Origin of the sequence: Candidatus Roseilinea sp. NK_OTU-006 (assembly GCF_012931985.1) — a bacterium.
In the GTDB taxonomy this organism is placed as follows: Bacteria; Chloroflexota; Anaerolineae; order J036; family Brachytrichaceae; genus JAAFGM01.
In genome coordinates, this window is sequence record NZ_JAAFGM010000029.1 from 1 (window position 1) to 24450 (window position 24450).

General features: G+C 64.6%; 17 protein-coding genes and 1 tRNA gene. 12 read left to right on the forward strand and 6 right to left on the reverse strand.

The annotated features are described in order from the left end of the window. Positions 1 to 916 precede the first annotated feature (916 nt). Positions 917 to 3625: a golvesin C-terminal-like domain-containing protein gene (locus GXH28_RS16875; protein WP_169239401.1), complete on the forward strand. Its 2709-nt coding sequence runs from the start codon at positions 917 to 919 to the stop codon at positions 3623 to 3625. A 37-nt stretch (positions 3626 to 3662) separates the two neighbouring features. Next, entirely contained in the window at positions 3663 to 4496 is an 834-nt protein-coding gene (locus tag GXH28_RS12675) for a DUF4230 domain-containing protein (protein ID WP_169239402.1), read from the forward strand. A gap of 6 nt (positions 4497 to 4502) precedes the next feature. Here GXH28_RS12675 and GXH28_RS12680 read toward each other — a convergent pair whose 3' ends face one another. Then, positions 4503 to 5255 carry a glycosyltransferase family 2 protein gene (locus tag GXH28_RS12680; RefSeq protein WP_169239403.1) on the reverse strand — a complete coding sequence of 251 codons (753 nt, stop codon included), beginning with the start codon at positions 5253 to 5255 and terminating at the stop codon, positions 4503 to 4505. Between the two features lie 77 nt (positions 5256 to 5332). Between GXH28_RS12680 and GXH28_RS12685 the strand changes: the two genes are divergently transcribed. The 8 genes from GXH28_RS12685 to GXH28_RS16980 all read left to right on the forward strand — a co-directional run bounded on the left by GXH28_RS12685 (position 5333) and on the right by GXH28_RS16980 (position 17555). Next, positions 5333 to 7294, forward strand: a complete 1962-nt coding sequence (locus tag GXH28_RS12685) for a glycosyltransferase family 39 protein (RefSeq protein ID WP_169239404.1) — start codon at positions 5333 to 5335, stop codon at positions 7292 to 7294. Between the two features lie 39 nt (positions 7295 to 7333). Continuing rightward, positions 7334 to 9313 (forward strand): DUF2341 domain-containing protein, encoded by a 1980-nt coding sequence (locus GXH28_RS12690; RefSeq protein ID WP_169239405.1) that lies wholly within the window; start codon positions 7334 to 7336, stop codon positions 9311 to 9313. A gap of 117 nt (positions 9314 to 9430) precedes the next feature. Beyond that, positions 9431 to 9619, forward strand: a complete 189-nt coding sequence (locus GXH28_RS12695) for a hypothetical protein (protein WP_169239406.1) — start codon at positions 9431 to 9433, stop codon at positions 9617 to 9619. Between the two features lie 351 nt (positions 9620 to 9970). Beyond that, positions 9971 to 10231, forward strand: coding sequence for an alpha/beta hydrolase family protein (locus GXH28_RS12700; protein WP_169239407.1), 261 nt, complete (start codon positions 9971 to 9973; stop codon positions 10229 to 10231). A gap of 32 nt (positions 10232 to 10263) precedes the next feature. After that, the gene (locus GXH28_RS12705) at positions 10264 to 11937 is read left to right on the forward strand and encodes an SH3 domain-containing protein (protein ID WP_169239408.1); all 1674 of its coding nucleotides are present in this window, start codon (positions 10264 to 10266) and stop codon (positions 11935 to 11937) included. 149 nt (positions 11938 to 12086) lie between these two features. Then, positions 12087 to 13835, forward strand: coding sequence for a hypothetical protein (locus GXH28_RS12710; RefSeq protein WP_169239409.1), 1749 nt, complete (start codon positions 12087 to 12089; stop codon positions 13833 to 13835). A gap of 83 nt (positions 13836 to 13918) precedes the next feature. Further along, positions 13919 to 15841 carry a DNA primase gene (dnaG, locus tag GXH28_RS12715; RefSeq protein WP_169239410.1) on the forward strand — a complete coding sequence of 641 codons (1923 nt, stop codon included), beginning with the start codon at positions 13919 to 13921 and terminating at the stop codon, positions 15839 to 15841. Positions 15842 to 15866: 25 nt separating this feature from the next. Further along, positions 15867 to 17555 (forward strand): sigma-70 family RNA polymerase sigma factor, encoded by a 1689-nt coding sequence (locus GXH28_RS16980; protein WP_169239411.1) that lies wholly within the window; start codon positions 15867 to 15869, stop codon positions 17553 to 17555. Here GXH28_RS16980 and GXH28_RS12725 read toward each other — a convergent pair. The 3 genes from GXH28_RS12725 to serA all read right to left on the reverse strand — a co-directional run bounded on the left by GXH28_RS12725 (position 17541) and on the right by serA (position 21398). Further along, positions 17541 to 17912, reverse strand: coding sequence for an MGMT family protein (locus GXH28_RS12725; protein ID WP_320447961.1), 372 nt, complete (start codon positions 17910 to 17912; stop codon positions 17541 to 17543). The genes GXH28_RS16980 and GXH28_RS12725 overlap by 15 nt on opposite strands. Before the next feature lie 158 nt (positions 17913 to 18070). Then, the gene (gene crtI, locus GXH28_RS12730) at positions 18071 to 19681 is read right to left on the reverse strand and encodes a phytoene desaturase family protein (RefSeq protein ID WP_169239412.1); all 1611 of its coding nucleotides are present in this window, start codon (positions 19679 to 19681) and stop codon (positions 18071 to 18073) included. A 127-nt stretch (positions 19682 to 19808) separates the two neighbouring features. Continuing rightward, positions 19809 to 21398 (reverse strand): phosphoglycerate dehydrogenase, encoded by a 1590-nt coding sequence (serA, locus tag GXH28_RS12735; RefSeq protein ID WP_169239413.1) that lies wholly within the window; start codon positions 21396 to 21398, stop codon positions 19809 to 19811. Between the two features lie 34 nt (positions 21399 to 21432). Between serA and recO the strand changes: the two genes are divergently transcribed. Both recO and GXH28_RS12745 read left to right on the forward strand, forming a co-directional pair. Beyond that, complete coding sequence (gene recO, locus GXH28_RS12740; RefSeq protein ID WP_169239414.1) at positions 21433 to 22209, forward strand: DNA repair protein RecO; 777 nt, start codon at positions 21433 to 21435, stop codon at positions 22207 to 22209. A 16-nt stretch (positions 22210 to 22225) separates the two neighbouring features. Beyond that, a tRNA-Arg gene (locus tag GXH28_RS12745) sits at positions 22226 to 22299 on the forward strand. Positions 22300 to 22327: 28 nt separating this feature from the next. Here the strand turns inward: GXH28_RS12745 and GXH28_RS12750 are convergent. Together GXH28_RS12750 and GXH28_RS12755 are read right to left on the reverse strand one after the other, a co-directional pair. After that, positions 22328 to 23239: a phytanoyl-CoA dioxygenase family protein gene (locus GXH28_RS12750; protein WP_169239415.1), complete on the reverse strand. Its 912-nt coding sequence runs from the start codon at positions 23237 to 23239 to the stop codon at positions 22328 to 22330. Beyond that, positions 23205 to 24407, reverse strand: coding sequence for a serine hydrolase domain-containing protein (locus GXH28_RS12755; RefSeq protein ID WP_169239416.1), 1203 nt, complete (start codon positions 24405 to 24407; stop codon positions 23205 to 23207). Before GXH28_RS12755 ends, GXH28_RS12750 begins: the two co-directional genes overlap by 35 nt. Between the last annotated feature and the right edge of the window lie 43 nt (positions 24408 to 24450).

Genomic DNA, 24450 nt, shown 5'->3' on the forward strand with positions numbered 1-24450 from the left:
TCTCACCCACTACCCGAATACCTACTAGCAAGCGTAAACAGGAGGTTTCTCGCCATGTATACCGAACCAAGCGCACGGCAAGCGCAACCCTCGCGGTCGCGCCGATTGCTCCACCTCGCGGCGCAGGTTGCGCTGGTGGCGAGTTTATTTGGCGGGGGCGCACCCCATATGCCGGCCAGCAACACCCCGCCGGCCGCCACTAAACCCTATCGTCGTCGCGTTTGCATCGCTTTTACCTCCTTCGGCATATCTAGCCTGTTCTCAGCAGCGCAACCGCTGCGCATCCTTGAGCGATGGCCCGCCTGAGCAGCCATCACGCGACGACTCTAGCGCCTTCAGGCGTGGCAGCGCAAGGTCACAAATAGGACAAAATCAGGGCCAAAACCGGACATCGTCAATCCGATCCCCCTTGCCATCCCCCTTCGTCGCCGGCGAGTCAGGCGCCGCGCGCGCCCGTTCAGGCCGCACAATCAACATCACATCCCGGCACGGCGCGCCGCACGCTCACCCGAACGTCGCCGCTGCCCGGGCTGCGATCTCCTCCGCCACAGACAAAACCGGTCGGTGAGTGGGTGCGCGCTGCCGAAGGCCGGCGGCGTGGGTGGCGGCCAGGCGTCACGCTTTGTTTGGCGCGACCTTACTTTGCAACTGGTTCGTGGCGGAATCGGCGCGCCAAAGTTGATCGTTGTTGCTGAGGCGCATCCCTGGCGCAATCTCCTAGTCCATTGCTGACGGCGACCAAGCTGCACTTTCTGCCGCCGGCAGCGGTGATGCGGTAGCAGTGATCAGCAGGATGTGAGTCAACCTTCTCCTCATGCCGTCGTCTGTACACAGCGCACGCTTGCTCATGTCTTGACCCGGCCGCATGCTTTGGGCCGCAGATCGCCGCGCACGCTTCGCCACTATAATGTCCGAAGTGGCGAATGTGTGGCGTAGTGCAGCGCGCGCCGTCGCGCGCGCTGCGATCTGTGTGATCGTTGCAGCGGTTGTATCGGGTTTTGCCGCGCCGGCTGCCCTCTTCGCCATGTCTCGCCGGCCGGATCCGGCGCGCCAGGAGCGGCGCGTCGTCCTCAGCGGTGTGCCCGACGACATCGTTCCGCGCGCCGGCAACGTCTGGCCGTGTGCATGCGATAACGACGGCTGCTGGCCGGGCTGCTTCACCATCGCCTCGGCGACCCTGCTGAAGTACTGGTCTGAGCGTGGCTATCCGGCGCTGTGGGATGGCAACGAGAGCGCCACGTTGCAGCGTCTGCGCGAGCTATTCCCCAATCTGTTTTGCTACAACAACGTAGATGACGACGGGAAGATCAGCGATAGCGGTTACGATGCGGCCGACGTTGCCAAAGGATTCGCCTGGTTCGCGCGCGAGCGCGGCTATCAGTTCAGCGTCCGGGCGATCTACTCGCCGACGTTCGAGCAAATCGTCGAGCAGATAGACGCCGGCCGGCCGGTCATCGGTGCATTCGGCACTTCGACCTGGGGCAGTCACGCCGGCACCATCATCGGCTACGACACGACCAACGGCCGGCAGGCGATGATCGTGCGCCCCAATTTACTCAACAAGCCCGATGCCGAGTTGGAGTGGGGCGTCGGCTACGGCGAATTCGCCATCGTCGTCGTCGTCCCACAGGGCGCGCAGGAGGCGTTGGAGATCGGCGGCGGCCCATCGCTCAGCGTGGAAATCGTCGTCAACGATGCCGACCCCGGCTTCTCCGCTCAAGGCGAGTGGATCTCTTATCCGGTCGGTTTTGCGAGCGAATCGCGCTTCGCGATCACGACCGATCCATCCAACCTTGGCCCCGGCGACGATACCGCCGTTGCCCGCTGGACGCCGAACTTGCCCTTCGACGGCATTTGGGAGGTGTTCGCCTGGGTGCCGCGTGAAGATACCGACGATAGCGCGGCGCCGGTGGCTACCTATCGCGTGGTGCATGCGGAAGGTCTGAGCCTCGTGCGGCGCTCGCAGAATAAGGCGCGGCCAGGCTGGATGTCGCTGGGCGCGTATCCCTTCGTGCGCGGCGACGCCGGCCATGTCCTGTTGGGCAATCACACCGGCGACAATCCACTGCGCAAGGTATGGGCCGACGCGCTGAAGTTCGTCTGGCGTGCACCGCTCATCGTCCGCTCCGAATTGGGTGGGCCGGCAGCGCTCGTCATCAACGGCCAGCGACGCATCATTCCCGACGCGCAGACGTTCGAAGCCCTGCGGCTGAATCCGGCGCATGTGCGCGCGGTTTCGCCTTTGGCATTGATGCAATATGGCCCGGACGAGATTCTGCCTTCGGTGATGAGCATGTGGATCGGCCAGTATTTCAACAACACGCTGCTCTCTCCACCGGCCTCGCTGGTCAAGGCCGATTCGGCGCTGAGCTTTGGCTGGAACGGCGCCCCGCCGGCAGCCAACATGGGCGCGCGCGACTTTTCGGTGCGGTGGACGCGCTACCTAGCGCTGAACGAGGGCACCTATCCCTTCCGCATTGAAGCCGTGGGCGGCGTGCGGCTATGGGTGGATGGCAAATTGGAGATGGACGCCTGGGATGCGGATTCGAATGTTTACGTTGCCCACGAAAAGGAAGTGCGCGTGACCGCCGGCTTGCATCGCGTGGAGATCGAGTATGCCAACCGTGGCGGCAACGCGCAGATCCGCCTGGGCAACCTGCCGCCCAACATGCCCATCGTGCCGGAGGAGCCTGCACAATGGCGCGCGTCGCCCACAGCGACGCTGCGCTGGTCTGACGCTGGCGACGCCGACGACCTCTCCGGCGAGAAGCGGCGCCGTTTCTTCGTAACCCTGTGGCGCGAAAGCGACGGCTGGCGCGCGACCAGCGGCTGGATCACAGAGACGCAGTGGACGGTAACGCTACCGGCCGACGGGCGTTACTTGTGGAGCGTGCTGGCAAGCGATGGCACAGCCAACAGCGAGGCCACGCCGCCGCACGAGATCCTGGTGGATCGCACGCCGCCGTGGGCGCAGATGCTCGATGCGACAACCGGCATCACCCTGAGCGCGATGCTCAGCGCTACGGCCAACACGCCGGTGGATGCCTACCGGCTGATCACCGACGCGAACGGCAATCTGATCGTCGAGAGCGTGGCGCCGGGTGAAGTCAACGCGCCGCCGACACGTCCGGCAGACGTGGTGTTGGAGCCGATGGGCAACCTGCCGACGGCGTATCTGCGCTGGTTTGGCACAGATATGCCGCGCAATTCGGACGAAGGGCTGACCTATGACGTGCAAGCCCGCGAGATCATGCGGGCGCGAACCGTCTACACGGTCACGACCGAAGAGGTGGCCGTGCCGCGCATCGCCTACGAGCTGATCCTTTCGGGCACAGAGGAGATCACGGTGCCGGTGGTGTTGACGGAGGTCGTCGTCATGACGACCGTTGCGCCCTTGATCATGTTCCAGCCGATCACCGACAGCGCCTGGGTCACGGTTGCGGTCGGCCTAAAGGGGACATCCATGATTTTCATCGGCGATCCCGGCAGCACTTACGAATTCCGCGTGCGCGCCGTGGACGCTGCCGGCAACGCGCAGAAATGGTATGACGGCTACGCCGTGCAGGCCATGATTGACCCGCGCACCACGGTGTATCGGCGCTATTTGCCGGCTGTGGTGCGCTGATCGCTGGAGCAAGGGGAGAGGAGTTGTGGGTCGGTGGATGATGGCTAAGGCGCGGGCAGCGCTGCGCGGGGCCAAGCTGTATGTCGTGCTCACCATCGCCGCGGGTGCGCTGTTCTACCTGGCCGCCAACCTGTCGCGCATTGGACCGCTGACGCTCTTTGCAGCCGCCGTCGTCTTCGCCTGCCTAGTCATTTTGTTCATCGCGGCTCAAGCGCCGCCGGAGCCGCATCCGGCGCGGCCCAACGCAGCAACCACGCTGCTTGCTCCTTCCGTCGTTGTGAGCGAAGTGCGCGCGGCAGCGTTGGTCACCTACAGTCAGATCGGCACGGTCACCGTCAAAAAGGAGCGCGGGTGCGCGCCGCCCAATTCACTCATCAAGCCGCTGCACGACAAGCTGTTGGGCGAGGCGTTGGTGGTGGATGTCGGGGTGCGGGTGGTTGCCGGCGTCAATCTCAAGCATCTGCGTGAGGAGGATGTGCGCGTGTCCGGCGGCGGCGTCGAGATCACGCTGCCACCGACCAAGGTGCTGATGGTCTATGTGGACGAGTCGCTCACTCGCGCGGTGTCGCACAAGGCCGGCTGGCTCACCGGGCGCGACATCACGCTGATGGACGCGGCGCGGCGCGACGCGATGGAGGCCCTGGTCGGCGCCGCCATCGAGAAGGGCCTGCTGGAGAAAGCCGGCCAGCAAGCTGCTGCAGCCGTGGCTGCGCTGGCGCGCGGCCTCGGCTTCGAACAAGTGAATGTCTGCCCCACGCTGCCGCCGCCCGGCGCGTATTTCGAGGAGTTGCAAGACCCGGCCATGATCGCGCGCCTCAAGGCCGAGCCGGCGCCCCTGTTGCCGCGCGACGACCAGGCCGGCGACGCATGATCGCCATCAATCCAGTATGCCGAAGCGCCGGCGCGCCAGCAGCCGAAAGGTCTGAACGATCGTCCGCTTGACCGGCATCTTGGTTGCGCCCGGTTTACGGTCGTAGCGCAGGATCATCGGCGCTTCGTTCACCGTTGCGCCGACCAGGTGCATCTTGATCAGGATGTCCACCATGCAAGCGAACCCGCGCTCGACGAACAGCAGGTCGCCGAAACGGTCGAACGCCCGGCGCAGCGCACCGGCGCGATAGGCGCGATAGCCGCACGAGTAGTCGCGCGCGCCGGGGATCGGATACACGATGCGGAACAGCCAGCTCAAGCCGGTGCTGAGCAGTTGGCGGTGGCGCGGAATGCCGAGCATGCGCGAGCCGTGCTGATAGCGCGAGGCGATCACCAGGTCGTTGCCCTCTTCGATCATCGCGACCATGCGCGGGATCAAGCCGGGCAGATGCGTGTCGTCGGAGTCCATGGTGATTATCACGTCGTCGTCGCTCGTGGCGCGCGCCAGCGCGCCTTTCAGGCCGGTTTTGATCGCCTCGCCCAACCCACGGTTGACCTCGTGCGTCAGGATGTCGAGGCAGAGCCGGTGCGCATCTGCCGCTGCGCGGGCCAGTTCCGGGGTGCCGTCTGTGCTGCCGTCGTTGGCCAGGATGACGCGCAATCCGCCGCCAAAGTGAGCATCGGATACGGCCGCGATGCGGGTGAGCAACCGAGGGAGCGCTACGGCCTCGTTGTAGGCGGGAAGGACGACGAAGATCACAAAGGTTCGCTACGTGGCAAAAGTCACAAATGGCTTGCCGGCCGAATTCTAACATTGCGGGTGCTATCATTGCGCGCGTGATGACACATCGGCAGGCGCGCGTTGCCGCAGGCGCGTGTTGCGCGATGGCGTTTCTGCTGGCGACGTGGACGTTAGATGCGCGCAGCTTGTGGGGAGACGAGGCGTTTTCGGTGTGGGCCAGCCAACAGCCGGCCATGTCGCTCATCGCGGGCCTCGACGCGCAACCCCCGCTGTATCACCTGTTGCTCGGCGCGGGCCGCCTGCTATGGGGCAAGTCGGTTTTTGCCCTGCGCTACCTGTCGGTGTGTGGCGGCGTCTTGCTGGTGGCCGTAGGTGCGCGGCTGGGTCGGCTGATCGGTGGCGCGAGCGCCTCGGCGTTTACGGCGCTGTTGCTTGCCGTCTCGCCGATCTCGCTGTACTTTGCCCAAGAAGCGCGCATGTACGCGCCGGCGGCGCTGTTCGCCGGCGGCGCGATGTTGCTGGCCGTCGCATCCCTCAAACGCCAGGCGGAAACCGCGGGGCGCGGCGTGCAGGGCTGGCAACGCGGCGCAGCCTACGTCCTGCTCTCGCTCGGCGCGCTGTTCACGCATTACTACACCGCCGGCGTGTTGCTCGTGAACGCGCTGGCCCTTGGGATGGCGGCGTTGCGTTCGCGCGGCGCTCGGCGCATCGTGGCTTGGCTGGTTGCCCATTTCTCCATCGCGCTTGTCTTCGGCGCGTGGTTTGTGGGGTTGCAATCGCGCTATGCGTCGCGCGCCATCGCAGGGCGCGCGCGCATCGTGCCGGCTCTCGAAGACATCGTGAGCAACTTCGGCGTAGGCGTCAACGGCTTACTGTTCGGGATGCGCGCCGACGGCAGCCTGATGGCTGTTGCGCTCACGTTGTTCGCGTTGGCTGTGATCGGCGTGATCGGTTACCGGCGACGTGGGCAATTCGGCGACGCTTGGCTCATCCTGAGCTGGATCGTTGCCACGCTTGGCGTGGTGGCCGCGACGGCGGGGCGCTCCGGCATTGTGGGCGACTTCAGCCCGCGTTACTATCTCTTCGCGCTGTTGCCCCTAACGCTGGCTGCTGCCGGCTGGGTCGTGCGGATCGAGGAGGCCCTCCGGCGGGCTGCGCGCCCCTCCACCTCGCGCCTGTCGGCCTCGCGTCTGTCGTCGCTCCCCTTCGCTCCTGTCATCCTCATCGCGCTCGCGCCGGCCGTCGTCGGCGACCTGCAGTTGTTCGATTTGAGCTGGCAGAAGAGCCGTTACGATGCGATGGTCGGCGCCATTCGCGCGCGCGCGCAACCGAATGACGGCGCGGTGCTGGTCAACAGCGATCAGTTTCCGCTCCTGGCATATTATGGGCCGCTTGACATGCCGGTGTGGATCGTCGGCAACGACGCGCTCAACCGCGACTCGGCTTCGGTCGAGGCCGAGCTGTCGCGCTTCGCCGAGGGCAAGTCGCGCCTGTGGCTGGTGAACTACGGCTGGGCGATGGCGCTGCAACCGCCCTCGGCCGTTGAGCGGGCGCTCAATCAACGCGGTGCGCGCACCTATGCCCAGGGTTTTCAAGATGTGTCGTTGGCGCTCTATGATCTGCGCTTCGCCGCCGGAGATGCGCCGGTGCAGCCTCGGCGCGTCCGCTTCGGCGAGCAGATCACGTTGGTGGGCGCGCGCGGGCGCGCGCGGCCGTATCACCCCGGTGAGGCGGTCACCCTAGATCTAATTTGGCGGGCCGACCAGGTGCCGCGCGCCGATTACACGGTGTTCATGCATCTGCGCCGCGCCGATGACGGCAGTCAGATCGCCGCGTTCGACAGCCCGCCAGTGAACGGCGCTGCGCCGACCTCGCGCTGGACGCCGGGCCAGATCATCACCGACACGCGCGCCGTGCCGATCCCCGCCGATGCGCCGCCGGGCGAATACAACGTCGTGATCGGTTTATACCGCTATCCGACCTTCGAGCGTCTGAAGATTGACGGTGGGGAAGCGACCGAGCACATCGTCGCGCGCGTGACGATTCGCTCGCCCTGAGCGCTCACTCCCCGTTATATTACATCCTCGTTCGCAGCTATGTCGCGCGCCAACTTCGCTCTACTCATCGCGCTCGTCGGCGTTTTGTTTGCATGGGCTGCTGCGCCGCCGCCATCGTCGCAACCCGCGCCGCCGCCGGCTGAATGGCGCTATCGCCGCTCGATCACCCTCACTAACGTTGGGCCGACCGACCTGCGCGACTTTCAGGCGCGGCTGGTGCTCCACGCGCAAAACTTCGACTTCGACCTGGCGCGGCCCGACGGCGGTGACCTGCGCTTCGCCGACGAGGACGGCCGGCGTTATTTGCCGCACTGGGTCGAGCACTACGACGCCGTCGCGCGGCAGGCGGTCGTCTGGATCAAAACGCCCCACATCCCGTCGGCAGGCCGACGGAGGATCTACCTTTACTACGGCAGCGCGACGGCAGATGACCTCTCCAGCGGCGGGCGCACCTTTGAGATGTTCGACGACTTCGGCCGGCCCGGACTTGGCTACTACATCTTTGGCCCGCCGACCACGGTCATGACGCGCACCGCAGCCTGGGAGACCGAGGCGCCGCACACCCTGAGCGTGGTCGAACTGAACCGCGATGGCTACCGCTATTGGGGCTACTACGGCCTGGCCGATTGCGGCGGCATTGGGCTGGCGCGCAGCAACGATTTGGTGCGCTGGGTGAAGTGGCCCGAGCCGCTCTTGAATCGCGACGGCGAGCGCTGGCCGTCGGTGCAAAAGGTGGGCGATCGGCTATACATGATCTACGACCGCGATCACTGTGGGGTGAGCCACCTGGTGATGCGCACCAGCGCCGACGGCGTTCACTTCGACTCGATGTATCGCGTCGTCGTGCCTCAGGAGGTGGGCATACGCAACCAGAATCCGGCCCTGTTCCGCGACCCGCAGACCGGGATGTTCTATTTGTACTGGTTTCGCGGCGGCAGCGAGGCCGGCTTCTGGCAGATCAAGATGCGCCGAGCCTGGAGTGTGGAGGGCCTGATCAACCCAACATCTGAGCGCGTCTTACTCGATGTGCCGTACGAGCTGGCTGCGCCCAACATGATGTTCCACAATGGCGCCTACTTCCTTTCCACCGAGGTGAACGAGAACGCTTGGAAGACGAAGATCTACGTCGGCCCATCGCCCGCCGGGCCGTTCACCCCGCTGCCCGATGCGCCGCAGCTCAGCGATAACCAGGCCTGTCTGTTTCAGCACATCTTCGCGGCGACGCTACATGCCTACATCTGCAAAGACACCGGCGCCGGATGGGTGCTGAACCATCGCAGCGCCGATCTGTCCGCCGGGCGCAGCGCCCGCCGTCAGCTTGATCCCGGCGTGTGGACGGCGCTGGGCGGCGTGTGGGTGCCAATCGAGATAGACGCGGCCGTGGACGCGCGCGTCGCGCTTGGCGCGAGCGGCGAGGGCTTGCTGATGACTGCGCTGCTGGGCGGCGACTACGTCTTCGAGGCGCGCGGCCGCCTGCAAGACCCCGCCGGCAAGTGGGGCCTAGCGGTGCGCGTCCAAGATGAGGATAACCACTACCGGGTCGAAGTTGAGCGCTCCGCAGATGGTGATGCACTCGCGCGCGTCTATCGCGTCGTGAACGGCGCGCGCGAAGTTGAGCTGGCTGGCGCATCGAACGTTGGCCGCGATCCGCTGGACTGGCTCAAGCTCAGCGTGGCCATTCGCGGGAACGAGATGCGGGTCAGGCTGAACGATGGGCACGAGTTTGCGGCAGCCGATCCTCAGGCGCGCTTTGCTTCGGGCCGCAGCGGGCTGTGGGTCGCCGGCAGCGCCCAGTTCGATGATGTCGTTTGGCGCAAGGTGGCCGCCCCTGACCCTGAAGCAGTGATCGGCCCACGCGAACAAAATGATGCGTCCTTGTCTAACTGGCTGGGGCGCGATCAGGCCGTGCTGCGCGCGGCAGACGCGGCGAGCCATCAACGCCACACCTGGCTCGCCGCGTCGTTGATGTTGATCGCGTTGGGCCTCGTCGCGCTGGGCTCCCGCCACAGCCGGCGATAAGTCGGAGCGCCGCATCCACGGAAGAGCACGACGGAATGCCGTTGTTGCCGCGACCGAATGCCCACCCGCCAGAAGGGTTGTGGCCAGAACTAACCATCAACGGCGTCGAGCGCATCCATGACCACGTGTGTTGCCCGACGGCCGGCGCGTCGCGTTCTACCGCGCCCCTGCGTTTCGCCGGATGGCTTGCTTATCGTCATGTTGTGCAACTGCAGCGGCTATGGCGAGGTGTGGCTGATGGTCGCCGGCGGCTCTCGCCTGACCCAGCTTACCTACACTGGCCAAGTCGTCGAGGACTTTGCATAGGCAGCGGATGGCAAACGTATAGTGCTCGTCGGTGGCGAGCAAAGCAACGATCCGCTCTGCATTGTTAATATTGATGGCTGTAGAATAAGTCAGCCGCCCCCAGACGGGTGATACAAACCGGCCGCCGCACCGGTCGGCGATCGAATTCACTCGTCACGACGGATGGCTGATTCCAGGGTTTCTCTACCGGCCTCGCGCACCGGACGAGAAGTGGAACCGCGCACGGCCTGCCGGCGATCGGGCGATCTGCACGGCGGCCAACATGCGCAGTGTGACCTGGCGTGGGATTCGGTGCAGCAGAGCTTCGTCGCAAGGGCTATGCTATCCTAGCGGCAAGATTTGGAGTGGCGGATGGGATCGCCGAGCGATCGCGCGAGTATGAGATCGGTTCTCCCGCTGAACTACGTCAAACATATGCGCGCCCCGGCGCTGATCATTTACGGCGAACGCGACGCGCGCATGCATCTCAGCGGGTTCGCGCAGTTCGTCGTGGCGCTGAAGCGCGAAGGTAAAAACCTTCGAGTTATCCTGAAGAGGGTCGCGGTTTTGCCAATTCGACCAACGCGCTCGACGCCCTACGGCGCATTGAGCGCTTTCTGGATTGGCATTTGATGCAAGGAGTGAAGAACAAAGAGCAAAGAAAGATGGAGAAGATAACCTTCAGTAATCTTCCGGGCCTGCTCTGGCGTTTGGTTGCTGCCGGCTCGATCGGCTTATTTACGCTGACGGCTTGTCTGGGCGGCGCGGCCAAGACGCCCGAGATTAAGATCACGGCTCCTGAACAGAATGCGCAGTTGATCGTGGGACAGAGCATTGCGATCGTCGGCACGGCGACCGGCGACGCGATCTCGCGCGTTGATGTGATCATTGACGGCACGACCTATGCCACGCTTAATGCGCCCGATAAGTCAAAAGGCGTGCCCAGCTTTCCGATCAACGTGCCATGGACGCCGCTTTCGGCCGGCACGCACGCCATCCAACTCAAGGCATATGGCCCGCCGGACGACAAGCTGCTCACTCAGTCCGAGCCGCTTGTGTTGATCGCGCAGGCCGGAGCAGTGTCTGAGCCTCCAGCGGCGCCCGAGCCGACCCAGCCGGCGGTCATTCCAACGCAGGCGCCGCCTCCGCCGACGGCTGCGCCTAGCCAGCCTCAGCCGACGCGCGAATCCGGCGCTGTAAGCGGTCAGCAGCCCGCCCCGAGCGACCCCGGTGCGCCCAGCCTGACGGTGACCAACGAGTTCGTCAACGTGCGCATCGGCCCGGACGTGGTCTATACCAAGATCGGCGAGCTGAAACAGGGCGAAGTGGTGCCTGTGCGGGGCAAGAGCGCGGATGGCCGCTGGTGGCAGATCGTCTATCCGTCCGCCCCAGGCGGTGTGGGCTGGGTGATCAACGACTATGTGCAAGCCAACAGCGCCGCTGCTAATGTGCCCGTGGCCGCCGCGCCGCCGCGGCCGACATCGCCGCCGGTTGTCGTTCAGCCGCCGGCGACGCCGGTGCTGGTGCCGATCGTGACCCTGCCGCCGCCACCGACTGCTCCGCCGCAAGGCCAATTGGTGGGTGCCAGGGGCGTGCTGCGCGTCAACGCCAACCCGGTGCCGTCGGGCGCCACCGTCTTCGCGAGCTGGAACATCCCGAACTTCAAGAGCGGTGAATTCGACCGAGGCGACGGCCAGGGCTATCGCGGGCCGGTGGCCCAGGTCATGCAGGTGGATGTGCCCGCTATCGTCGGCCCGCGCACCATCCGCCTGCGCTGGGTGGACCTGAACAACCAGGTGTTCGAGGATAGCATCACCATCAACGTCATCGGCCAGAGCGCCCCAGGCGCAGGCGGGTATCCGGACTGCAACCCCAGCAATCCAGACTGGCAGGCCAACAAGCCCGGCAACCCGAGCAACTGGACGTTCTGCAAGCGCAAAGATCCGGAGTATGTGGGTGAGTCGCCGGGCAACATTGCCTACGTGCCGCGAAATGACAAGCTATACACCATGGCCTGGGAAGTCTACGGCGCGCGGGCGATCTACTTGGTGTTCGAGCCGAACAGCACTCGTGGGCCGGCGGGGCCGCTGGATCAGCCCAACCTGTCGCGCCCGACAACTGGCACCGGCCCGGTCTCGTTCCGCAGCAACGAATTTGCCGACGGCTGCTACAAGATTACCCTGCGCATTGATACCAACGCCGGCGACCGCGCCGACTTTGGCGAGAAATTCTTCTGCGTCAATGTCAGCCCACCCGGCAGCGGCGGCGGTGGTGGCGGTGGTGGCGGCGGCGGCGGTGGTGGCGGCGGTGGCACCCCAACGCCAACGCCTCAGCCATGATAGATGCGAACATGTCGCCAAGCGACATACCCCGGCGCCAGCGTCTGGCCCGACGGATATGTCATCAGTGTGCAAGCGGTGACGAGTGAGATCTCCCACCTGCCAAAGGATGCGACCAATGCTCCATTTCTGTGTATGAGGGAAAGCGTATGAAGGCGCATAACAAAAATATCCGGCCCCTGGGTATGGTGGCTGCCGCGGCCCTTGTGCTGGCGACTGTTCTGCCCGCGCCCGGGCAGGCCATGGCGCAGGACGAAGCGCCGAACGGCCTGGCTCAGCCGCAGGCCGTGGACGGCGGCGAGATTTGGACGCCCGGCGCGGGCGCGAGCTTCAACTTGCTGCAGAGCCCGCACGTCGTCGTCCGCGTGGATGCGCCCTACGAGCTGGCCAATGTCGGCAGCTATTTCATCTACGACCCAATCAACGGCTATGGGCCGGCCAACCCCGTCACCCCTACGCTGTCGTTGGGCGGCAAGCGCGCCGTGATGACGGCCACGCTGGACGCCGGCGCGGTGGTCAGCGGCTCGATGATCTACTTCGAGCTTCCATACACATCCACCGCCCAGGTGGCCTCCAGCCCGACGTATCTCCTGACCAAGCAGGGCAAAGCCTATCTCCCATTCGTCGTGCGTACCCCGCCTGATCCACAGCCGCTGAGCAACACGGGCGAATCGGCCTGCGACGCCGCCAATGGACCAAAGGGCGGGCCGTTGCAGCCCAACAAGGGCTATCAGGTGTTGAATCCGACCACCAATAGCTGGATGTTCGCTCACAACACCACCCCGAACGCCACCATCGTCGTCTCGTTGACCAACTACACGGCCGTCGGCCAACTGCAGGTGTTTGCCGACCAGGGCAACTGCAACGCGCTAACGCCGTTGATGGGCATGGGAACCAACCCCAATCCCGTGGTCACCGTATACAACGTGCCCGTGGGGCGAGTGTACTTCCGCGTGGCTAGCGGCAGCGGCCAGCCGGCCCCGCCGCCTTACATCATCCGTTGGCAATACAGTACGGCGCCGGGACCACATGAGCCGAACAACAACCCGTGCGACGCGACGCCGCTGCCCCACGGCTTGCTGCTGAATACGCGCAGCGAGGACCAATACGACTTCTTCAAGATAAACATCACCGGCGCGGTTCAAATTCGCGTCCAGGTGCTGGGCCATGCCATCAGCGGCGCACAAGTGCAAGTGCGCAGCCCGCTGAAATCCGGCTACGTCTGTCCTGGCAGCGGCGCCGATCCGATCAACAGCACCAATCGGATAGACCCATACGGTGTGATCCCCAGCAGCGGTGATGCGACTATCACGGTGACCGTGCCTGCAAGCGGCACATACTACTTGCGGGTGAGCCTACCTTCCGGCGCGCCGGCGTATGGCCAACCCTACAGCATCCGCTGGGACTACGCCGGGCCGTCCGGCGGCACGGCCGGGCCGATCTTCACCAGCAACCCGAACCAGCCGCCCACGTGCGACAGTCGCGTGTTGGGCAATACCTGTCAAGGGGACATCCTCTTTAACATCAACACCGGCCAGACGGCGACTTACTACTGGTTTGGCCTTCAGGCATTGCAACCCTACGACTCTGTTCAGGTGAAGGTGATCGGCGTGAGCAACCTGGTGGGCTGCGGCTTGGGCAACGCATCCGCGACCAACCCGAACACCTTTGCCAACGTGTGGGCCTCGGTGGGCACGACGGCGCCAATGGGCTCGATCAGCATCCAGTTCAACGCTACGGGCGGCTACAACATCGAGTTCCGCGTCATGCACGGAGGTGTCCAGAAGTACCACGACGGCAAGCCGCTGAAGGTGGGCTGCGGCACGTCACCGTCCGCCAGCGAGCCCCTAGGCACGATGGCAGATCCGCCGTGGCCTAACGTAGAACCGCATCCATAACCCGAGTTCGGGGACAGGCGCGAACGAGGCGGGCTTTGCGAAGGCAAGGCCCGCCTTCTTTTCACCCGGTTACAATCTTCACCATGTCTGTGATCGAAGAGGTCAAGCATCGCGTAGATATCGTCGAGGTGATCGGCAGCTACGTGAAGCTCTCGCGGAGCGGCCGGAACTACAAAGGCTTGTCGCCGTTCCAGAGCGAGCGCACGCCGTCCTTCTTCGTCTTTCCCGATACGCAGACGTTCAAAGACTTCTCCAGCGGCGAGCAGGGCGATGTGTTCTCCTTCCTCATGAAGAAGGAGGGATGGACGTTCGGCGAGGCGTTGCGCGAACTGGCCCGGCGCGCCGGCGTGCAACTGGATGAGTATACGTCTGAGCAGCAGCAATCCGCTGACCACGCGGCGCGTTTGCGCGATGCGCTGGCGCAGGCAGCAGCATATTTCCACCACTTGCTGCTCACCGCGCCCCAGGCGGCGGCCTGCCGGGCATACCTGCGCGAGAAGCGCCGGCTCACCGACGAGACGATCGCTGCCTGGCAAATCGGCTACAGCCTGGCCGACTATCACGCTCTGACGCACTACCTGACGTCGCGCGGCTTCGACGTGTCGGAGTTGATTGACGCCGGCCTGGTGATCGAAAACGCGGAGGGCCGCCGCTACGACCGCTTCCGCGGCCGGCTGATGATTCCGATTCACGACACCCAGGGGCAGGTGGTCGGGTTTGGCTCGCGCTCGCTCGACGGCAGCGAGCCGAAATACATGAACTCGCCGCAGACCGCCGTCTTCGATAAGGGCCGCTTGCTGTTCGGCCTGCACCGCGCCCGCGCGGCGATTCGCAGCGAGCAGGTGGCGGTGTTGGTCGAGGGCTACATGGACGTAATCGGCTGCCACCAGGCCGGCTTTGCCAACGTCGTCGCCGGCATGGGCACGTCGCTCAGCGAGGATCAGTTCCGCGCGTTGAAGCGCCTGGCTACGCGCATCGTGCTGGCGCTGGACGCCGACGCCGCCGGCGACCGCGCCGTCCTGCGCGGCGTGGAGGTCGCGCGCGAGGCCATGGATCGCGAAGCGCAGCCGATCTTCGATCCGCGCGGCGCGATCCGCTGCGAGTCGAAACTCAAAGCGGACATCCGGGTGGCTGTGTTGCCGCAAGGCCAGGACCCGGATGAACTGGTGTTGGAATCGCCGGAACGCTGGCGCGAGGTCGTCGCCAATGCCCGGCCCGTGATCGAGCACGTGATAGACGTCGTCCTGCGCAGCCGGGATGTAACCGATCCCCATGCCAAGTCCCAGGCGGCGCGGGTGATTGCCCCGATCTTGCTGGATGCATCCGACCCGGTGCAGCGCGATTTCTACGTTCAACTGCTGGCGCGCCGCCTGCAAGTCAGCCCGCGCGCTGTGCTGGCGGTGGTCGGCCAAGTGGCGCGCGAGGCGCGATCCAAGGCGGGGGAATCTGGGATGCGCACGCAGGGGGCGCAAGGGGGGCTGGGCAGCGCGGGTCACGCGCCGAGCCTGGAGCATCGCGGCGCCGACAGGAGCGACCTGGAGACGCATCTGATTGCTGCGCTGTGGCGTCGCCCGCAGTTGTTGCTGGATGCCAACGTTGCCTTGACCCGCGCGAACCTGGACGTGTTGGACGAGCGCGACTTCACGAACCCGGTGCTGCGCGCCGGGTTTCGTCGGCTCAGCCGCGTGGTGATGGGCGCGCCGCTGTCGGAAGAGGAGGTGGAGGAGGAGGACTGGCTGACGATCATCGCCGATTACGACGCGCTCGGCTTGTCGGCGGCGGATGAAGCGCTGCTGCGTGAAGAGGTCGTGCGCACGGCGTTGCGCTTGCGCGAGCGCAACCTGATGCGTGACCGGATCGGCATCAATGCAATGATCGAAGAAGCGAAGCGCGCTCATGAGGCTGATGTCGCTGCACGGTATAATCTCGAACTGCACCGCGTGCTCACGCAACATCTGCGAGCACAAAAGGCGTTGCAGTTGCGCAGCGCGCTCAACGTGACCTAATCGCGCTCGAGGGGGAATGATGCCCGTGACGAGACCAAAACGCTCTAGCACCTCCGCCAGATCTTCGCGAAAGACCAAGCCGGCCGGCGACCCACCGGCGCGGAATGCCGAGCCGGGGCGCGATCAGGTGGATGAACTTGAAACGGCGGTGTTGGCCGACAGCGACGATGCTATCACCGCGACTGAACCCGAGGAGCTTCGCCCGGATGCGTCGCTGGCCGAACTGGATTTATTCGATTCGGCCGCGAATCTGGATGCTGAGGCCGAGGCGGCGGCCTATGCCTTAGCTGAGATGGACAATGCCGACGAGGCGGACTCATCCGACCTCGACTCGCACCAGCTTGCCGAGATTGACGACTTGGATGGCGCGGATCCCATCCGGATGTATCTGCGCGAAATCGGCTCGACGCCGCTACTGACTGCCGATCAGGAGCTGAGGACGTGCGCGACCTTCGGCGCCGAACAACTTGCCCAGCGGCTGCGCGCCGAAGCTCGCGATCGCGGCCTAGCGTTCTGGCCGCTGGTGTATGAGCACCTCGTCCGCTCTTGGCAAACTGTGCTCGATGAATGCGCGGCGCGCCGCGTTGACCCACCGCCGTTGGCGGTGATTTTACGAGATGCGCGCAATATGCCGTGGCACTACACCGACCCGCTCCCCTCCGACGTGCAACTGTATCTGCGTTCCCTGGGTTGGGGGCAGGACCAAACCGTCGAGAAGATCAGCAAGCCGTTGTTTGAAGTTGTCCTGGCGGCGATTATCCTGCCAACGGCTTTCGTCGAGCAGCTCGTGCAGCATGTCGAGTTCTCGCCGTCGCTGCCCGAATGGGACGAGGCGAAAGCCTGGATGCCGCCTCAGGCCGATTGCGAAGAGCACTTGTGCGAGGTCGAATTGCGCGCGGAAGAAGCCCGAAGCGCGCTCACCCGCGCGAACCTGCGTTTGGTCGTCAGCATCGCCAAGCGCTATATTGGGCGGGGCATCTCGTTCATGGATTTGATCCAGGAAGGCAATATGGGCCTGCTGCGCGCGATTGAGAAATTCAACGCCTGGCGCGGCTTCAAGTTCAGCACTTACGCCACCTGGTGGGTCCGGCAGGCGATCAGCCGCTCGATCGCCGACCAGGCGCGCACCATTCGCATCCCGGTGCATCTGGTGGAGACCATCAACAAGCTCAATCGGCTGCAACGTCGCATGACGCAGGAGCTGGGCCAGGAACCGACCACGGAAGACCTGGCCCTGGAAATGGATTTCCTCGACGAGCGCGAACTGGTGGCGATTATGGAAGCCCATGCCAACGGTAAACCCATTGACCCAGCGCTGGAGCGCAAGCTCGATCAGGCGGTAAAACGCATTCAACACATCATGCGCATGTCGCTCGAGCCGATTTCGCTCGAATCGCCGATTGGCTCGGAGCAGAACAGTCTCCTGGGGGAGTTCATCCCGGATGAGAATGCGCCTTCGCCATACGATTCCGCTGCGCTGCAGATGCTCAAACAGCAGGTGCGCAGCGTGCTGCAAAATCTCAGCCAGCGCGAGCGCGACGTATTGGAGATGCGCTTTGGCTTCCGCGACGGCAAGACGCACACGCTGGAAGAGGTGGGCCGGATGTTCAACGTGACCCGCGAGCGGGTGCGACAGATTGAAGCGAAGGCGCTGCGCAAGTTGCGCCATCCCCACCACAGCCGCCGGCTGCGCGACTATTTAGGCGACATCTGACTCGCCGCCCGAATTGGCGGTGGCGTTGTGCAACGCGCGGGCACGACTCAGCTTCCGGCGAACGATGGACTCGGCGTCGAACAGGCGCAGGTCCACGCGCATCTGGTCGTTGACGACGACGCCCTCGGCCTCTAAGCGGCGTCGCTGCTCGTCTGGCGCATACGGGTTGGAGATGCGCCCCTGCGCGTTGATCACGCGCCACCACGGCACGCGCGTATGAGCCGGCAGGGCGTGCAACGCAAAGCCAACATAGCGCGCCGAGCCCGGGCTGCCGCACTGGCGGGCCACGCCGCTGTAGCTCATCACCATGCCTTTGGGGATGAGCTTCACCACGCGATACACATCCTGGAATTTCACCGACGCGAGGGGATATGGGGCTGAGTATGGCCGATTACCGATGGGTGGGGCGAAGGCAGCGCCCTTCGCCCCACCCTGAAGTCCCTTTGGGCCGCCTGGGGGCCCTTGGTTTTGGTTTACCTTGGAAGCCCTCTTGCTTAAGCGCCTCGGATGGCTCCCTAGAGCAGGCCGAAGTCCCTGGCGATGATGCGGGCGGTCATCTTGGCGCTCATCATCACGCTGGGCGTGCCGCCGCCTGGCTGTGTGCTTGCGCCCACCAGATAAAGGTTCTCGATGTCCTCGCTCTTGTTGTGCGGCCGGAAGTAGGCGGTTTGCAGCAGCGTTGGCTCCGGCCCGAAGGCGTTGCCCAGGTAGCTGTTCAGGCTGCGCTCGAAGTAGTCCGGCGTGATGAAACTCTTGTAGACCAGGCGCTCACACAGGCCGGGGATGTAGCCGGCCTCGTCGAGGAAGCGCAGGGCTTTGTCTGCGAATGCATCGCCGATCTGCGACCAATTTAAGCCGCTGCGGTTGTTGGGCACGGGGACCAAGGTGTAGGCAGCGTGATGGCCAGGCGGTGCCAGGCTGGGATCGGTCAATGTTGGGACGTGCAGGTAATGCGACATGTCCGGCGCGAGCACGCGGCGATCGAAGATATCGCGCAGCAGTTCCTCGTAGCGTGAGCTGAGGATGATGTTGTGATGGCGCAGGCCAAGGTCGAGGCCATCCGCGCGAAAGCCGAAGTAAATCACCACCAGCGACATGGACTGGCGCATGCGCTTGGCGCGCGCGTCCGTGTTGAACAGACGGTAGCGCGGCTCGATCAGGTTCATGTAGGTATGCGCGTAGTCGCCGTTGGATATGACGATGTCGGCGCGCAGTTGCGAACCGTCGGCCAATTCCACGCCCCGCGCGATGCGGCGGCCGAAGCGCCCGCGCGCCGGCGCGCCGTCTGGGCCCGAGATGAGGATGCGCTTGACTTCGCTGTTGTAGCGGATCGTCCCGCCTAGCTCCTCGAACTTCTGGACGAAACCGCGCACCAACGCGCCCGTGCCGCCCATGGCGAAGTGGATCCCCCATGTTTTCTCTACGAAGTGGATCATGGCGTAGATCGCCGGCACGGCCAGCGGGTTGCCGCCAATCAGCAGCGGCTCGAAGCTGAAGACGCGACGCAACTTGTCGTTCTTGAAGTACCGGCTGGTGAATGAGAACAGCGTGCGCACAGCGTCGAGCTTGAGCAACTCCGGCGCAATGGCCAGCATTGAGCCGAGGCTGTCGAAGTAGGTATAGCCAAGCTGCAAGAAGCCCCGCTCGAAGATCGCCTGCGCTGCGGCGTGGAAGCGCTCGTATCCTTCCAAGTCATCCGGCGCGATGGCTTTGATCTGTTCCCGCGTGTGCTCGCGGTCTCCGTCGTAATCAAAATACGCGCCGTCGTCGAAGTAAATTCGATAGAAGGGCTTGATCGGCACAATCTGGACGTAGCGCGACGTGTGCGCGAGCGTTGGCGCGCTGCCATTCTGTGGGGCGAGGACGTGTGAGGGGAAATCGGGCTTGTCCAGGTTGTGTACGCCGCGCTCCAGCGCAAACAGTTCTTCGATGAAGTGCGGCACGGTGATGACCGTCGGCCCCATGTCGAATGTGAAGCCGTGCGCGCGGCGCACATAGGCCCGGCCGCCCGGCCCATCCAGCTTCTCGACGATCGTCGTGTCGAATCCCAGGCTCTGCAGGCGGATGCCGAGCGCAAGGCCGCCGATGCCTGAACCGATGATGATTGCCTTTCGTTGAGTTGTCATTGTGTTACCAACCCTCTCGCTTTCGATTTTTGCCGACCATTCTCGCTTGCGTTTTGAAGAATAGGCTGAGCGAAACGCGCGCCGACTGCTGCCGACCAAGGCGCGCAGCCGCGCGCCTCGCAGCCGTTCACAGCGTGATCTGCTTCGCCCAGACCACCTCTGGGAGGTCGTGCAAGGCCTTCAGGGCGTAGTCCGGCACAGGGTTATCCAAGTTAATGAAGGACAAAGCGCGGTCGCCGGGTTTAGTGCGGCCCAACCGGTATTCGGCGATGTTCACATAGTTCGCGCCGAGGATGGTGCCGACGCGCCCGATCACGCCGGGCACGTCGCGCGAGGAGATCACCAGCACCAGCCCCTCCGGCACGGCGTCAATGCGGAATTGGTCGATCTGCACGATGTGGGGTTCGACGCCGTCGAACAGCGTGCCGGCGATGGTGCGCTCTTCTTGATCGGTAGTGACGCGGCAGGAGACCAGGTTGGTGTAGTCGCTGCTGGTCAGATTCAGCGCCTGGGTTACGATGATGCCGCGCTCATTAGCGATGACCGGCGCGTTGACGTAGTTCACCTTCTCGCCGCCCAAGATCGGCTCCAGCAGGCCGCGCAGCAGCGCGACGGTCAGCGGTTTGACATGCGGTGCGACGTCGGCGCCGCGATATTCCACCTCGATGCGCGCGAGCCGCCCCTCCATCAGCCCGGCCTGCAGCCGGCCCAGTTTTTCCGCCAGCTTCAAGTACGGGCGAATGATCGGCCAGGCGGCAGGATCAATCGGCGGGAAGTTCACGGCATTGCGCACGTCGCGCTCATGCAAGGCATCCAGCACTTGTTCCGCAATTTGGATCGAGACGTCGCGCTGCGCCTCAACGGTGCTCGCGCCCAGATGCGGCGTTAGGACGATGTTCGGCAACTTGAGCAACGGCGAGTCGGGAGGCAGGGGTTCTTCCTCGAAGACGTCCAGCGCTGCGCCGGCCAGCTTTCCGCTCGCCAGCGCCTCGTAGAGCGCTTGTGAGTCCACCAGCGCGCCCCGGGCGACGTTGATCACCCGCGCGCCGGGCTTCATCTTGGCGATGGCGGCAGCGTCCAACAGGCCACGGCTACCCTGGGTGAGCGAGGAGTGCAGCGTAACGAAATCGCTCTGCGCCAGCAGTTCGTCGAGCGAGACCAGGACCACCTTGTTCGCGCGCGCTGCTTCTTCGCTGACGTAGGGGTCGTAGGCGATGACCTCCATGCCGAAGCACTGGGCGCGTTTGGCGACCTGCGTCCCGATTCGGCCCAGGCCGATCACGCCCAACGTCTTGCCCTGCAACTGCACGCCCATGAACTTGCTGCGCGTCCATTCGCCGCGGCGCAGCGAGGCGTCGGCCTGCGGGATGTTGCGGGCAAGCGCCAACATCATGGCCAGGGTGTGCTCACAGGTGGCCGTGGTGTTCGCTTGTGGCGTGTTCATGACGATGATGCCGCGGTGCGTCGCGGCTTCGACGTCAATCGTGTCTACGCCGATGCCGGCCCGGCCGATCACGCGCAGCTTGCTGCCTCGTGCGATCACTTCGGCATCTACCTTCGTCTCGCTGCGGACGATCAGCGCGTGGTATTCGGGGATCCGCTCGAGCAATTCGGCGCGCGGCATCTTCTTCACGACGTCCACGCGCACGGCGGGGTCGTTGTGCAACAGTTCCAGGCCGGCCGCAGAGAGGTCGTCTGGGATCAGGATGTTGAACATGGTGGGCGGGATTATAGGAGTACACTATGTCTAAATGGACAGGTCGCGCGCTTATGTGACCGAGGCGATCGTGATGCGCCGCGACGACTATGGCGAAGCCGACCGGCTTGTCACCTTGTTGACGCCGGATTACGGCAAGTTGCGCGTCCTGGCTAAAGGGGCGCGCAAGCCGACATCGCGCAAGGCCGGCCACATCGAGCTATTCACCCGCACACGGCTGCTGTTGGCCAGGGGGCGGACCTTCGACCTGATCACCCAGGCCGAACTGGTGGAGGCGCATCGCCCCTTGCGCGAAGAGATCCAGCGCGGCGCGCTGGCGCACTACCTGTGCGAGTTGACCGAGCGATTTGCGCCTGAGGGCAGCGACGCTGCGCCATTGTATGACCTATTGGCCGATGGGCTGAGCTGGCTGTGCGAGACGCGCGACCCGCGACTCGCGGCGCGCTACTTCGAGTTGCGCTTGCTCACCCTGGAAGGGTATCGGCCGCAGTTGTTCCGTTGTGCGCGCACGCAATCGCCGTTGGTGGACGATGCGCCCGGCGCGCCGGTGGCGTTCTCGCCCTCGGAAGGCGGCGTGCTCTCTAACGAAGCGGCACTGCTGGCTCGCGACGTCTTTCCTTTGAGTCGCAGCGGTCTGGCGCTGTTGCGCGCGCTGCAGACGCAGCCGTTCGGGGCCGTGCGGTCGCTCGATGTTCCGCGCGAGCTACATGAGCACGTCGAGCGCGCGCTACAGCTTTACATTAGCGTTATCTTGGAGCGCCGGCCACGCACGGCGGCGTTCCTGGATCGCTTGGCGCGCGAGATGCGCTAGAATGCGCTTTGAAGCGGCCCGCGTAGTTCAATCGGATAGAACAGCGCCGTCCTAAGGCGCGTGTTGTGGGTTCGAGTCCTGCCGCGGGCGTTGATTCGAGCTGGGCGTCACATTCGGCTCAGAAATTCTGCACCGAAGCCGATTCCCCTAACCGCTTCGCCTCCTCCTCCAGCATTTGTTGTTGGATGCGCACGCGTTCCGGCACGATCTTCTCGCGCGGGGCGGTGGGCCGGAAGTCGTAGCCTTGCTCCGGGCTGACACCCAGCCCGCGCAGCACGGCCAGCTCGACTAGCGAGTAGTCGGCCGGATTGTCGCGCTTGAAGCACATCGGTGCCTTCAGCGCAATGGGCGGGTTGGTAATGATGCGCACCCGGTCGGAATGGTTGAACGACGCTGCATGAATCATGTACGGATGCATGAGATACACGTCGCCCACGCGTCCGGTGGCCTCAACGAAGTCATGACACGCAGCGACGAAAGACGCGTTGGGAAATGCGTAGGGGTGCACGCCTTCGGGATGGTCGGCCAAATAGCGCGCGACGTGCGGCACCGAGTCGCAGGCCAGGAAGGTGCCGCCGCCTTTCGACTCGATATCGCTCCAAAGCACGATCGTCAGCAGGGCCTGCTCGGGGCTATCGAGGAAGTGCAGGAAGAAATCGCCGTCTTTGTGCCAGCCGGGGGCTGCCGGCGACGGCGGGATCCATTCCCGGTCGGCGCCTTCGTTGAAGTTGACGATGAAGGCATCCGACCAGCGGGCCGGCTGGGCGATGCGTTCCTCGCCGCCGCACAGGAAGCACATCGCTTCCCAGGCCTTCGGCGCGAAGGTCTTGATCTCGAACCGCTGGCGGGCCGGCATATGCACGCGCGATTGCTTCCACGTGCTGCGGTCGTTGGGGTCGTAGCCCAGTCGCGGCCAAATTTGGTCGGTGAGTTGGGCGGCGGCGTCGCGGCTGAAGCAATCGTGCAGCACGATGAAACCGCGTGTGAGGAATTGCTCAACTTGTTCGGGGGTCAGTGGATCGGTTGCCATGCGCCGATTTTACCCATTCGACGACAGTTCGCGTCAACGCCGCCCGAAAGGGCGTGATCGTGTCCTCGCCCTCGCGCCCGTAGTAGATGTGATTGGTCAGGCAGGCCAAGACCAGCGCGCGCGATGGGTCTACCCACAACGACGTGCCGGTGAAGCCGAGGTGACCGAAGGCGCCCTCGCCCAGCGGATAGCTCATCGCGTTCGGGTTAGGCGAGCGCAAGGCAAACCCCAACCCGCGTCGCACGTCGCCATCTTGCGCTTGCAGGTGCACCATCTCGGCCAGCGTCTCTTGTCGCAGCACCGTCTCGTGCCCGCCGGCCAATCCGCGGTGCAAAGCCTCGCCAAAGGCAGCGACGTCGTGCGCCGTGCCGAACAAGCCGGCATGTCCGGCGACACCGCCGAATGCGAACGCGTTCTCGTCGTGCACCTCGCCGCACATGCGCCGGCCTTGATGCGCATAGAACTCGGTCGGCGCAGCGGAGTCGCAGGGGATCGGACCGTAGACGATGGAATCTAGACCCAGTGGCGCCGTGACGCGGTTGCGCACAACTTCGCGCAGCGTCTCGCCGGTCAGGCGTTCGATGGCGAAGCCGATGAGCAGCAAACCGATATCGCTGTAGACGACGTGTGCGCCGGGCGGATAAGCGAACGACGTGGCGAGGACGGTCTCGCGCAAGCGGCGCTGTACGTCTTCCGGCCCAAGCGTGCGCTGCCATTCGGCGGCCATCTTCCAGAGCGGCAACCAGGCCGGCAATCCGGCGCTGTGCGACAGGAGCTGACGGAAGGTGACTGCGCCTGCGTCCACCGCGCCCTTGGTATGCGGCGCGATCTCGACGAAGCGGCCGGGGCGCAGCGGGTCGGGGTAGGGCGCGATGGGCCGGCGGCCGCAAAATTCGGGCAGCACCTCGGCGACGGGCTGATCTAACCGGACGCGGCCTTCCTCCACCAGCGTCATGAATGCGACGACGGTGAAGAGTTTAGAGACCGAGGCCAGGTCGAAGCGCGTCGTGGCTTGAGTGGGGCGCGCCCGTGCTTCCGGGTCGAGGAAGCCGAAGCTGGCATCATAGACGATCTCGCCGCCGATGCGTACCTGAAGCTGCGCTGCCGGAAAGACGCGATCGAGCGCCGATGCCATCAGTGCAGCGAGCGCGGAGATGTCGTGGGGCATCGCAAAGAAAAGAGAAACCAGGTTTCCTGGGAGAAACCTGGTT

What these genes read in the sequence shown, in the direction of transcription:
- GXH28_RS12675 (WP_169239402.1), top strand. Translation starts at nt 3,663, where the DNA reads ATGATGGCTAAGGCGCGGGCAGCGCTGCGCGGGGCCAAGCTGTATGTC.
- GXH28_RS12690 (WP_169239405.1), top strand. Translation starts at nt 7,334, where the DNA reads ATGTCGCGCGCCAACTTCGCTCTACTCATCGCGCTCGTCGGCGTTTTG.
- GXH28_RS12695 (WP_169239406.1), top strand. Translation starts at nt 9,431, where the DNA reads ATGACCACGTGTGTTGCCCGACGGCCGGCGCGTCGCGTTCTACCGCGC.
- GXH28_RS12700 (WP_169239407.1), top strand. Translation starts at nt 9,971, where the DNA reads ATGGGATCGCCGAGCGATCGCGCGAGTATGAGATCGGTTCTCCCGCTG.
- GXH28_RS12705 (WP_169239408.1), top strand. Translation starts at nt 10,264, where the DNA reads ATGGAGAAGATAACCTTCAGTAATCTTCCGGGCCTGCTCTGGCGTTTG.
- GXH28_RS12710 (WP_169239409.1), top strand. Translation starts at nt 12,087, where the DNA reads ATGAAGGCGCATAACAAAAATATCCGGCCCCTGGGTATGGTGGCTGCC.
- dnaG (WP_169239410.1), top strand. Translation starts at nt 13,919, where the DNA reads ATGTCTGTGATCGAAGAGGTCAAGCATCGCGTAGATATCGTCGAGGTG.
- crtI (WP_169239412.1), bottom strand. Translation starts at nt 19,681, where the DNA reads ATGACAACTCAACGAAAGGCAATCATCATCGGTTCAGGCATCGGCGGC.
- serA (WP_169239413.1), bottom strand. Translation starts at nt 21,398, where the DNA reads ATGTTCAACATCCTGATCCCAGACGACCTCTCTGCGGCCGGCCTGGAA.
- recO (WP_169239414.1), top strand. Translation starts at nt 21,433, where the DNA reads ATGGACAGGTCGCGCGCTTATGTGACCGAGGCGATCGTGATGCGCCGC.
- GXH28_RS12750 (WP_169239415.1), bottom strand. Translation starts at nt 23,239, where the DNA reads ATGGCAACCGATCCACTGACCCCCGAACAAGTTGAGCAATTCCTCACA.
- GXH28_RS12755 (WP_169239416.1), bottom strand. Translation starts at nt 24,407, where the DNA reads ATGCCCCACGACATCTCCGCGCTCGCTGCACTGATGGCATCGGCGCTC.